Source organism: Streptomyces sp. NPDC054840 (assembly GCF_053611065.1).
The window spans coordinates 1-12,277 of the sequence record NZ_JBSGZP010000165.1; the positions used below are offsets into that span (position 1 = coordinate 1).

Here is a 12,277-nt window from a genome sequence, read left to right on the forward strand (position 1 = left end):
CCGTGACATCGACTGCGCTAAATACGTGTCTTTCACTATCTATAGCGGTGCAAAACGTCCAGCGGTATTGAGCCAGGCGCCTCGCTCCGGATCTGCGTCATTTTCAATTAATGTTGACGCCGGTCGGGTCGGGCCGTGATGCTCTTCTCGTCTGATCCGATGTCAAGGCGGCAAGCAGGGAGCCCTGTTGATGCCATCGCCATCGTCACCATAGACGCGCACGCTCGTGCGTGGCGGCCTCTCGCGCCGGGTCGGATGGGTCATTGTCATGCACTCGTCAGTAGGGGGGATCCTTCATGTCGAACACGCACGTCCTGGGTCGAGGGGCCGCGGCCGGAGTGGCCGCCGCCGGGCTGATCGTCGGCCTTCTGGCCGCCGCACCGGTGCACGCGGCCGAACCGGTCCCGGCACCGTCCGCCGCCGCCGACCTCACCGCCATCGACAAGGGCGGAGCCGGCCAGGGCGCGTCCGTCGCCCCGTCCCAGGTGGCCGCCGGCCCGTCCATCGCCCGCAGCGAGGTGATCAGACGCGCCGCGTCCTGGGTCGGGATCGGGCTCCAGTACAGCTGGGACAACACCTACCAGGGCTATCGGACCGACTGTTCCGGCTTCGCCTCGATGGCCTGGAAGCTCTCCACGCCCGGCCTGGACACCACCAGCTTCGTCCCCTCCGGTGTCGCCTCGTGGATCGGCAAGAGCGACCTGAAGCCGGGCGACGGCCTGCTCAATGACGCGGCCGGGGCCAACGGCCACATCGTCGTGTTCGGCGGCTGGGCCAACTCCGCGCGCACCTCGTACATGGGCTACGAGTTCACGGGCAGCGGGATGCACTACCGCGAGATCCCCTACCCGTACTACTCCGGCCACGGCACCTTCCGGCCGGTCCGCAACAACAGCATCGTCGACGACAACCCCGGCGATCTGCCGGTTGCGGGGAATTGGGACGGCGGCGCGGCGTCGAATGTGGGTGTCTGGCGCAACGGCATGTTCCACCTGCGTAATGACGACGGTTCGGCCACGTACGTGGACTGGGGTGGTGGCAGTGACCTGCCGGTGTCCGCGAACTGGGACGGTGCGGGTCCGGACAATGTGGGCATCTTCCGTCCGTCGACGGGTCAGTTCCACCTGCGGATGGACGACGGCAGTCTGACGCTGATCGACTGGGGTGGGGGTACGGACCAGCCGGTGGCGGGCAACTGGGACGGCGGCGCGGCGGCGAACGTCGGTATCTGGCGTAACGGCACGTTCCACCTGCGTAATGACGACGGTTCGGCGACGTATGTCGACTGGGGCCAGGCGGGCGACCGTGCGGTGTCGGGGAACTGGGACGGTGCGGGTCCGGACAATGTGGGCGTCTTCCGTCCGTCGACGGGTCAGTTCCACCTGCGGATGGATGACGGCAGCCTCGTCGTCCTGGACTGGGGCGGCGGCAACGACATCCCGGTCGCGGGCAACTGGGACGGCGGCAACGGCGGTCCCGCGGCGAACATCGGCATCTGGCGCCCGTCGCAGGCCCTCTTCCACCTGCGCAACGACGACGGCTCGGCGACCTACATCGACTGGGGCCAGGCCAGGTAGGCGAAATTCCCGGTAGGCGACAGCCCGGGTAGGCCGACCGTACTCAGCCCTGGCCCGGCGGGTGCGGCACCGGCACGCCGGGCATGAGGTACAACCGCTCGGCCGTCAGGACCACAGCCGGGACGTCGATGACGGCCGCGACCTGAGCGATCCACCGGATCTCGGAATCCAGGTCGCGCCCGTCACCGGCCACCGCACGTCGGTCGAACGCCTTCTCGCGAAGGCCGAGTTCGGCGGCGATGGCGTACCGCAGCACCGCCGCTTCCACGGCGGGGGCCAAGCGGTCGCCGCCGAACCCGGCCGCACGCAACTCCGCCTCGGCGGCCGCCACATGCGCCGCGTCCACATGCCCTTCCAGGGCGAGAATGCTGTCCCGGACCTCGATCACGTACCGGTAGAGCCGCAGCCGGGGGTTACCACGATGCAACTCGTCGGGCAGCGGAAGCACCACCTCCGGTGTCGCGGTCTGCAGCAGCCGCCACAGAGGAGCGATCCGTCGGCCCTGCCGCGCGGCGATCCGACGCTGACGGTGGCCGGCCAGGGCGGGCCACAGGACGGACAGGGCCAGGAGAAGCAGCGTGAGCACCAGTAGCGCTTGGGTGATCGCCCTGACGACCGCGGAATCGAACCACTGCAGCCGCAGGTACCGGGCTGTCAGATAGGCGAGCCGATGCGCCAGGTAGACGGTTCCGAGGAGCATCGAGAGCCGCATCAGCCACAACGACGTACGTACCGGACCCGGATGAGCGTGGCTTCCGTGGATCCAGCAGAGCACGGCGCAGGCCGCCAGGCCGATGGCCGCGACCCCCGTCACGATGATCCAGTAGAGGAACCCGGCCGGTGAGTTCTGGCTGTAGGTCAGCAGGTCGACATCACCATGCGGACGGGGCATCACGGCGAAGACCGAGGTCAGAAGGGTCATCGCGACCGCCATCCCGATAAGGTTCACCCGTGACGGGCGCCCTTGGGAGCGCCCGGTCAGCTCACGGACGAACTCCACCATCGCCGACGTCGCGGCCAGCGCCAGCAGATGCACCAAGAGGTTGGTGACACTCGCGACGCCGAGCACCGCGTCGATCACCCGCCGGACCGCCGGGACCCCCACGGTGAAGGCGACGGCCCACAGCGCCCACATGGCCCACAGGGCCCACATCCCCCGGTCGCGGCCGGCCGCCCGCCGTAACCCCAACAGGCTCCATGCGGTGAGGACCCAGACCAGCGGCAGCACCACGAGATCAAAGGGACGCACGTGAACCGCCCCATCCGTACGCGTCGGTGAACGTGCTCATGACCCGGTGCAGGGCATTCGACGAAGTGGGTGAGGCGCACGGCAGCGCGGCCGGGACAACGTCGAAGTGCTGCCACATCAGCGAGGCCATGAGCTCCGCCTCCTGCTCCTGCTCACCGCTGGCCCCGCTGCGAGCACGGGCGAGGAGCCGGGCCGCCATCGCCGGATCCAGGTCCGGGAAGAGACGCTCAAGGCTCGCCTGCTGTGGCGCACCGGTCTGCTGGTGGTCCAGCAGCATGTGGGCCAGTTCGTGCAGGATGATGTGCGTCTGATGAACCGGGCTCGTGACCTCGGAGTAGTACACGTGATCGGTATCGGCGAAGGCGATCCACATCCCGCAGACGCCCGATTCCCCGCTGTCGCCGCCGGGCAGCGGAAGCAGCCGTAGCGGCCGCCCGCGCCGCTTGGCCACCAGCGCGGACAGATTCGTGATCGTGAACGGGCGCGGCACCTGCAACGGCCCGATGAGATCGGCACAGTGCGCCTTGAACGCGCGCCACTTGCGTTGTTCCACTTTGGTACCCAGCCCCCCAGCCGCATCCCCTGTTTCCCCGACGCGATACTAGGAGACAGATGTTCGGGCGAGGCTCAGGCGCGCGGGTCGACCGCCTGGCCGGTCTCCTGCTCGGTTTCCTGTCCGGCTTCGAGCAGAGCGCTGCGCTCGACCAGGGACCGTACGGTGTCCACGCCGTGGGACGACATCGTGGCCACCGCCGCGGCCCGCAGTGCCACCGACCGGACGTCGTTGGCCCGCATGGCCGCGATCAAGGCGAGCTGCGCGGAGACCCGGTCGGCCACCTCGTCGTCGACGAAGTAGGCCATCGGCACCCCGAAGAACTCGCCCAGCGCACGCAGGGTGCCGACCGTGGGGTTGCCGACCCTGCCCTTGAGCAGAGTCCACAGCCTGCCGACCGAGATCTTCGGATCGCCGGGGCGCGCCCCGTCGCGCACACCGTCGACCACCTCCTGCAGGGTGAAACGCCGACCGAGGGGCTGCACATGGACGAAGAGGAACTCCACGCGCTGCCCCAGCCTTTCGGCCTCGGCATCCACCGGACGCTCTTGGCCGCCCGAGTCGGCACAAGGCACAGCCTCGTCGTGCTCGCTCATCCGCCCTCATCCCTTTTCCTGCCGACTCCCTCCAGTATGGCGGCCGCAGGGGATGGTCGGGTCGACGATCGTGAACGGACGCATCAGGGAGTCGTTCGCCGACACCGGCCTGTCCTCCGGTTTGCCGCCGCCGTCGATCCGCTTCCGGTGGTCCGCCTGGTAGGCGGCCGCGTCGATCGGCTGTCGGTTCAGCACCTGGAAGTTGAGGCAGCGCGCCGGAACGGGGTGAGCATCCCACTCAATGAGGGAACTCGGCACCAACGGGCAGGAATGGGAACGTCGAATGACGACCACCGGTCTGAACGCCTGTAAACCGTTCCGCCTGTCCGAGGCCGCCCACGAGCCCGGTCCGGCCGGGGGCACCGCGGGAACGGAAGTTGATGAATGGCCTCCCCCGCCGCGTCACCCGACCCCGCCGCTCCTGCGAAGTGCTCGCTCGGCGATCCGGCCGCGCCCGGCCCGACGGGATCGGCTCAACTCCCGGCAGGACACACGCAAGAAACAATTCTGCAATTTCTTGCGCAAGGTATTGCAGCGCTGTTGGCGGGCCCATACGGTCGCCTGCAATCCCCACCTCTCCGCCAGGAGGCCCCACATGCCCCGCACCGCAAGGAACGGCAGAACCCTGCAGACAGCCCGCGCCGTCGCCGCGGGTGCGCTTGCCGCCGCCACCCTCACCGCCGTCGGGCCGCCCGCCGCCGCCGCGCCCCCCGGCGAGAGGGACGTCACCGCCGTCCTCTTCGAGTGGCGCTTCGACTCCGTGGCCACGGCCTGCACCGATTCCCTCGGACCCGCCGGGTACGGGTACGTGCAGGTGTCGCCGCCGCAGGAGCACGCGCAAGGCGGCCAGTGGTGGACCTCGTACCAGCCCGTCAGCTACAAGATCGCCGGGCGGCTCGGGGACCGGGCCTCCTTCAAGGCCATGGTCGACACCTGTCACGCCGCCGGGGTGAAGGTCGTCGTCGACTCCGTCATCAACCACATGGCCGGCCCGGCGGACGGCGGCGCCACCTACACCGGGACCGGGGGATCTTCGTACACGAAGTACACCTATCCGGGGCTCTATTCGGGTGCCGACATGGACGACTGCCGGGCCTCGATCTCGAACTACCAGGACCGGGGCAACGTCCAGAACTGCGAGCTCGTGCAACTCGCCGACCTGGACACCGGTGAGGACCACGTGCGCGGGCGCATCGCCGGATACCTGAACGACCTGCTGTCGCTGGGCGTGGACGGCCTGCGGATCGACGCCGCCAAGCACATGCCCGCCGCCGACCTCGCCGACATCAAGTCCCGGCTGACCAAGCCGGGCGTGTACTGGAAGCAGGAAGCGATATACGGGGCCGGGGAGGCCGTCTCGCCGAGCGAGTACCTGGGGAACGGGGACGTGCAGGAGTTCCGGTACGCCCGGGACCTCAAGCGGGTCTTCCAGAGCGAAAACCTGGCCTACCTGAAGAACTTCGGCGAGGCCTGGGGGTACATGCCCAGCGGGCAGGCCGGGGTCTTCGTCGACAACCACGACACCGAGCGCGGTGGCGACACCCTCAGCTACAAGGACGGGTCCGCCTACACGCTGGCCGGTGTGTTCGCGCTGGCCTGGCCCTACGGATCCCCGGATGTCCACTCCGGCTACGAGTGGAGCGACAAGGACGCCGGTCCGCCTAACGGGGGCACCGTGAACGCCTGTTACTCCGGCGGCTGGAAGTGTCAGCACGCCTGGCGGGAGATCTCCTCCATGGTCGGCTTCCGCAACGCGGCCCGCGGCCAGTCCGTCACCGACTGGTGGGACAACGGAGGCGACCAGATCGCCTTCGGGCGCGGCACCAAGGCGTACGTGGCGATCAACCACGAGAGTTCCGCAGTGACCCGGACCTTCCAGACGTCGCTGGCGGGCGGCGACTACTGCGACGTGCAGAGCGGGCGGACCGTCACCGTCGGCTCGGGCGGGCAGTTCACCGCCACGGTCGCCGCCGGGACGGCACTCGCCCTGCACGCCGGAGCCCGTACCTGCGCCGGTACCCCGGCGAGCTCCGCCGGGGCCTCCTTCGGCGTCAACGCGACCACCGTGCCCGGGCAGAACATCTACGTCACCGGTGACCGCGCCGAGCTCGGCAGCTGGAACACCGGCGGCGCGCCGAAGCTGGATCCGGCCGCGTACCCCGTCTGGAAGCTCGACGTGACGCTCCCGCCCGGGACCGCGTTCTCGTACAAGTACCTCCGCAAGGACGCCGCCGGGAACGTCACCTGGGAGAGCGGCGCCAACCGCACCGCCACCGTCCCCGCGAGCGGCAAGGTCACGCTGACCGACACCTGGCGCAACTGAGCCGCCGCTCCACCCACCAGGGCCGTCCGGCACCTTCCTCCCCGCCATGCCGGGCGGCCCTCATCCATGCGACACGTACACAAGGAGACCTGCCTTGATACGCCCTGCCGCAGGAGCGCTCGCCGCCGCCCTGGCCGTGACGTTCCTGCCCGCCCTCCCCGCCGCGGCCGCACCGGCCAGGCCGCCCGCCCCGCCCTCGGACGCGAAACTGGCCGCCGAACCGGCCCGGCACGATCTGACCCGGGAGCAGTTCTACTTCGTACTCCCGGACCGGTTCGCGAACGGCGACCCGGGCAACGACCGGGGCGGCCTGACCGGCTCGCGCCTGGAGACCGGCCTGGACCCCACGGACAAGGGCTTCTACCAGGGTGGTGACCTCAAGGGGCTCACCGACCGGCTCGACTACATCAAGGGGCTCGGCACCACGGCCATCTGGCTGGCGCCGATCTTCAAGAACCAGCCGGTTCAGGGCAAGGGGGCCGATGTCTCCGCCGGCTACCACGGCTACTGGATCACCGACTTCACGCAGGTCGACCCGCACTTCGGGACGAACGCCGACCTGGAGCGGCTGATCGACAAGGCGCACGGGAAGGGGATGAAGGTCTTCTTCGACGTCATCACCAATCACACCGCCGACGTCGTCGACTACCGCGAGGCCTCCTACTCGTACCTCTCGAAGGGGGCGTTCCCCTATCTGACGAAGGACGGCGTGCCCTTCGACGACGCCGACTACGCCGACGGGAGGGCGAAGTTCCCGAAGGTGGACGGCGAGTCGTACCCGAGGACCCCCTTCGTGCCGGACGCGAAGAAGAACCTCAAGGTGCCGGGCTGGCTGAACGACCCGACGATGTACCACAACCGCGGGGACTCCACCTTCGCCGGCGAGTCCTCCGATCAGGGGGACTTCTTCGGTCTCGACGACCTGTGGACCGAGCGTCCCGAGGTCGTCAGCGGGATGGAGAAGATCTACGAGAAGTGGGTGCGGGACTTCGACATCGACGGCTTCCGCATCGACACGGTCAAGCACGTCAACACCGAGTTCTGGACGCAGTGGGCGACGGCCCTCGACACCTATGCCGCGAAGCGCGGCCGTGACGACTTCTTCATGTTCGGCGAGGTCTACTCCGCCGACACCGCTGTCACCTCCCCGTACGTGACGCGCGGGAAGCTCGACGCCACCCTCGACTTCCCGCTCCAGGACGCGATCCGCGCGTACGCCTCCCAGGGCGCGGCGGCCGGCCGGCTGGCCTCCGTCCTCGGCGACGACTACCGGTACACCTCCGGGAAGGCCAACGCCTACGAGCAGGTGACCTTCCTCGGCAACCACGACATGGGCCGCTTCGCCACCTTCTTGAAGCAGGACCGGCCGGGGGCCGGGGAGCAGGAGCTGCTGGAGCGCTACCGGCTGGCCAACGAGCTGATGTTCCTCACCCGCGGCAATCCGGTGATCTACTCCGGTGACGAGCAGGGCTTCACGGGCGCGGGCGGCGACAAGGACGCCCGGCAGCCACTGTTCGCCACGCAGGTCGCCGACTACCTCGACGACGACCAGCTCGGAACGGTGCGCACGCACGCGAGCGATGCTTACGATCCGGGGCACCCGCTCTACAAGCAGATCAGTGCTCTCTCGAAGCTGACGAAGGCGCACCCGGCCCTGCGGGACGGCGTCCAGAGCGAACGCTTCTCCGACGGCTCCGTCTATGCCTTCGCCCGCACCGACACCAAGACCCGTACCGAGTACCTGGTCGCCGCCAACAACGGTGCCGACTCCCGCACCGTCGAGCTCGACGCCCCGGCCGGCGCCCAGTACCGCACCCTGTACGGCGGTACCGCACTGATCCGCGCCTCGGCGGCCGGCAAGCTCACGGTCCCCGTCCCCGCCCTCGGCTCCGTCGTCCTCCAAGCCGTGACGCCCGCCGCCAAGCCGGCCGTCAAGCCCACCCTGACCCTCAAGGCCCCCGCGCCCGGCGCCACCGGCACCGTCGAGCTCTCCGCCGACGTCAGCGGCGGCGGCCTGAACCGCGTCGTCTTCGCCGCACAGACCGGTACCGACAGGTGGCAGGTTCTCGGCACCGCCGACCACGCCCCCTACAAGGTCACCCAGCACGTCACCGCGCCCGCCGGGACCCCGCTGCGCTACAAGGCCGTCGTCATCGACTCGGCCGGCCGTACCGCGAGCGCCCTCGCAGCGTCCGTCGCCGGACAGGCCCCGCCCGTCGAGGTCCCCACCGCCACCCAGCGCGACTACGCGGTCGTCCACTACAACCGGTCCGACGGCGACTACACCGACTGGCGGCTGTACGCCTGGGGCGACCTCGCCGACGGCGAAGCCACTCCCTGGCCCGCCGGTCACGACTTCACCGGCCGCGACGCCTACGGCGCCTTCGCGTACGTCAAGCTCAAGCCCGGTGCCTCCTCCGTCGGTTACCTCGTCATCGACAAGGACGGCAACAAGGACGTCGCCGCCGACCGCACCATCGACGTGACGAAGACCGGCGAGATCTGGCTGGAGCAGGGCAAGGAACCCGCCCGCACCGACCGCCCCGCCTACCCGCCCCAGGACCAGGCCAAGGCCGTCCTGCACTACCAGCGCCCCGACCGGGCCTACGACGGCTGGGGTCTGCACGTCTGGACCGGAGCCGCCGACCCCACCGACTGGTCCCAGCCGCTCCTCCCCACCCGCACCGACTCCTACGGCGCGGTCTACGAGGTCCCGCTCGCGCCCGGCGCCACCACCCTCAGCTACATCCTCCACAAGGGCGACGAGAAGGACCTCCCCACCGACCGGTCCCTGGATCTGAAGGCCACCGGCCACGAGGTGTGGATGCTGGGCGGCCAGGAGAAGTACCTCCTCCCGCAGCCCGCCGGATCCGCCGCCGCCCTGGACCTCACCACGTCCCAGGCCGTCTGGATCGACCGTGACACCCTCGCCTGGAAGGCCCCCGCCACAGCCGCCTCCGTACAGCTCCTCGCCTCCCGCGAAGGCGCCGTCAAGGCCGAGAACGGCACCCTGACCGGCCACGCCCAGTGGCTGCGGCTGGGAGCCCGGACCGAGCTCACCGCCGCGCAGAAGCAGAAGTTCCCGCACCTCGCCTCGTACGGCGCCTACAGCGTCGACCCGCGCGACCGCGACCGGGTCCGCGAGGCCCTGCGCGGCCAGCTCGTCGCGAGCGCCCGCGCCGCCAACGGCGCCGTCCTCGCCGCCACCGGCGTCCAGCTCGCCGGAGTCCTCGACGACCTGTACGCGACCACCGCGTCCCTCGGCCCCGTCTTCAAGGACGGCCGCCCCACCCTCTCCGTCTGGGCCCCCACCGCCCAGCAGGTCTCCCTCGAACTCGACGGCCGGACCGTCGCCATGCGCCGCGACGACGCCACCGGCGTCTGGTCGGTGCGCGGCGAACGCTCCTGGACCGGCAAGCCCTACCGCTTCGACGTGACCGTCTGGGCCCCGAGCACCCGCCAGGTGGTCCGCAACCTCGTCACCGACCCCTACTCCACCGCCCTCACCGCCGACTCCGTCCACAGCCTCGTCGTCGACCTGGCCGACCCCAAGCTCGCCCCGCCCGGCTGGAAGACCCTGCGCAAGCCCGCGCCCGTCCCCTTCACCTCCGCGCAGATCCAGGAGCTGCACGTCCGCGACTTCTCCGCCCTGGACCGCACCACCACCCACCCCGGCCAGTACCTGGCCTTCACCGACACCGCCTCGGCGGGCATGCGGCACCTGCGCGACCTGGCCGCCGCCGGAACCTCGTACGTCCACCTCCTGCCGGCCTTCGACATCGGCACCGTCCCGGAGAAGGCCGCCGACCGCACCGAGCCCGCCTGCGACCTGACGGTGTACGCGCCGGACTCGCAGGAACAGCAGGTCTGCGTGGCCGCCGCGGCCGCGAAGGACGCGTACAACTGGGGGTACGACCCGCTGCACTACACCGTCCCCGAGGGCAGTTACGCGAGCGACCCGAACGGCACGGCCCGCACCGTCGAGTTCCGCAGGATGGTCCAGTCCCTCAACGGGTCCGGGCTGCGCACGGTGATGGACGTCGTCTACAACCACACCGTCGCCGCCGGCCAGGCCGACAAGTCCGTCCTGGACCGCATCGTCCCCGGCTACTACCAGCGCCTGCTGGCCGACGGCAGCGTCGCCACCTCCACCTGCTGCGCCAACACCGCCCCCGAGAACGCCATGATGGGGCGCCTGGTCGTCGACTCGATCGTCACCTGGGCGAAGGAGTACAAGGTCGACGGCTTCCGCTTCGACCTGATGGGCCACCACCCGAAGGCCAACATCCTGGCCGTCCGCACGGCCCTCGACGCCCTGACCGTCGCCAAGGACGGGGTCGACGGCAAGAAGATCGTGCTCTACGGGGAGGGCTGGAACTTCGGCGAGATCGCCGACGACGCCCGCTTCGTGCAGGCCACGCAGAAGAACATGGCCGGAACCGGCATCGCCACCTTCTCCGACCGGGCCCGTGACGCCGTCCGCGGCGGTGGCCCCTTCGACGAGGACCCGCGCGTCCAGGGCTTCGCGTCCGGCCTGTTCACCGCCCCGAACGCCTCGCCCGCGAACGGCACCGCCGAACAGCAGAAGGCCCGCCTCCTGCACGCCCAGGACCTGATCAAGGTCGGGCTCTCCGGCAACCTCGCCTCGTACGCCTTCACCGACACCACCGGCCGCCGCATCAAGGGATCCGAGCTGGACTACAACGGCGCCCCGGCCGGCTACGCGGCCGCCCCCGGCGACGCCCTCGCCTACGCCGACGCCCACGACAACGAAACCCTCGCCGACGCCCTGACCTACAAACTCCCGACCGGCACCGCCCCCCGCGACCAGGCCCGCATGCAGGTCCTGGCCATGGCGACGGCCGCCCTCTCGCAGGGCCCGGCCCTCTCCCAGGCGGGCACCGACCTGCTCCGCTCCAAGTCCCTGGACCGCAACTCCTACGACAGCGGCGACTGGTTCAACGCCATCCACTGGGACTGCCGGTCCGGCAACGGCTTCGGCCGCGGCCTGCCCCCCGCCGCCGACAACGCCTCGAAGTGGCTCTACGCGAAGCCGCTGCTCACGGGGCCGGCGCCCACCTGCACGGACATCGACGCCACCTCGGCCGCCTACCGCGACCTGCTGAGGATCCGTACCACCGAGCCGGACTTCGCCCTCGCCACGACCGAGGCGGTCCAGTCCCGGCTGGCCTTCCCCCTCTCGGGCAAGGACGAGACCCCGGGCGTGATCACCATGACCCTGGGCGACCTGGTGGTCGTCTTCAACGCGGCCCCCACCGGACAGGCACAGCGCGTCCCCGCCCTCGCCGGCACCGCCTACCGGCTGCACCCGGTCCAGGCCGCGGGCTCCGACGCCACCGTCAAGCAGTCCACGTACGACGCGAAGACAGGAGAGTTCACCGTCCCCGCCCGCACCGTCTCGGTCTTCACACGGCGGTGAGCCGGTCCAGCCGCTTCTCCAGCAGGATCACCCCGTAGGTCCTGCCGTCCTTCCCCTGCTTGTCAGGGAGCTCCCCGACCACCCGGTAGCCCGCACCCCGGTAGTACGCGAGCAGCCGGGGGTTGGTGGAGACGCAGTCCAGCCGCGCCCGTTCCCGACCGGTCCGGGCGGTCCGCCGCTCGGCGTGTTCGAGCAGCCGCCGCCCGGCCCCCGCGGGGGCCACCTCGCGCGCCACCATCAGCCGGTGCACGTAGCCCGCCACGGGCGGCTGGACCCCCCAGGCCTCCTCGTCGGACCACCACAACTCGTAGGCCCCGCACACGCGCCCGTCGGCATCGGCGGCGATCCACACCTCGCCTTCGCGCATCTTCGACCGGAAGTGCGCGGCGTCCTTGTCGCCGGGCTTCCACTGATCGATCCCGTGCTTGCGCATCCACCGGGCAGCCTGGTCGTACAGCTGCACCAGTGTGCCGGCGTCCTTCTCCTCGGCCGGCCGGAACAGGATCTCGTCGTCAATGATCACGCGGGCATTATCGATG

General features: G+C 70.2%; 8 protein-coding genes. 3 read left to right on the forward strand and 5 right to left on the reverse strand.

All coding sequences use genetic code 11. The features are described from left to right. The first annotated feature begins 296 nt into the window (after window positions 1–296). A complete protein-coding gene (locus ACWGIU_RS14735; RefSeq protein WP_453705792.1) occupies window positions 297–1,577 on the forward strand; it encodes a hypothetical protein in 1,281 nt (426 codons plus the stop codon). A gap of 43 nt (window positions 1,578–1,620) precedes the next feature. Here ACWGIU_RS14735 and ACWGIU_RS14740 read toward each other — a convergent pair whose 3' ends face one another. The 4 genes from ACWGIU_RS14740 to ACWGIU_RS14755 form a co-directional block, all read right to left on the reverse strand. Further along, window positions 1,621–2,826 (reverse strand): MAB_1171c family putative transporter, encoded by a 1,206-nt coding sequence (locus tag ACWGIU_RS14740; RefSeq protein ID WP_453705794.1) that lies wholly within the window; start codon window positions 2,824–2,826, stop codon window positions 1,621–1,623. Beyond that, a complete protein-coding gene (locus tag ACWGIU_RS14745) occupies window positions 2,813–3,379 on the reverse strand; it encodes a hypothetical protein (RefSeq protein WP_453705796.1) in 567 nt (188 codons plus the stop codon). Before ACWGIU_RS14745 ends, ACWGIU_RS14740 begins: the two co-directional genes overlap by 14 nt. Window positions 3,380–3,453: 74 nt before the next feature. Continuing rightward, window positions 3,454–3,975 (reverse strand): hypothetical protein, encoded by a 522-nt coding sequence (locus ACWGIU_RS14750; RefSeq protein ID WP_453705798.1) that lies wholly within the window; start codon window positions 3,973–3,975, stop codon window positions 3,454–3,456. Between the two features lie 6 nt (window positions 3,976–3,981). Then, window positions 3,982–4,170, reverse strand: a complete 189-nt coding sequence (locus ACWGIU_RS14755; RefSeq protein ID WP_453705800.1) for a hypothetical protein — start codon at window positions 4,168–4,170, stop codon at window positions 3,982–3,984. A 400-nt stretch (window positions 4,171–4,570) separates the two neighbouring features. Between ACWGIU_RS14755 and ACWGIU_RS14760 the strand changes: the two genes are divergently transcribed. Beyond that, window positions 4,571–6,298, forward strand: a complete 1,728-nt coding sequence (locus ACWGIU_RS14760) for a carbohydrate-binding module family 20 domain-containing protein (RefSeq protein ID WP_453705802.1) — start codon at window positions 4,571–4,573, stop codon at window positions 6,296–6,298. Window positions 6,299–6,344: 46 nt separating this feature from the next. Further along, window positions 6,345–11,738 carry a pullulanase-type alpha-1,6-glucosidase gene (gene pulA / locus ACWGIU_RS14765; protein ID WP_453705804.1) on the forward strand — a complete coding sequence of 1,798 codons (5,394 nt, stop codon included), beginning with the start codon at window positions 6,345–6,347 and terminating at the stop codon, window positions 11,736–11,738. Here pulA and ACWGIU_RS14770 read toward each other — a convergent pair. Beyond that, the gene (locus tag ACWGIU_RS14770; RefSeq protein WP_453705806.1) at window positions 11,725–12,261 is read right to left on the reverse strand and encodes an N-acetyltransferase family protein; all 537 of its coding nucleotides are present in this window, start codon (window positions 12,259–12,261) and stop codon (window positions 11,725–11,727) included. The two genes, pulA and ACWGIU_RS14770, sit on opposite strands and share 14 nt — an antisense overlap. Between the last annotated feature and the right edge of the window lie 16 nt (window positions 12,262–12,277).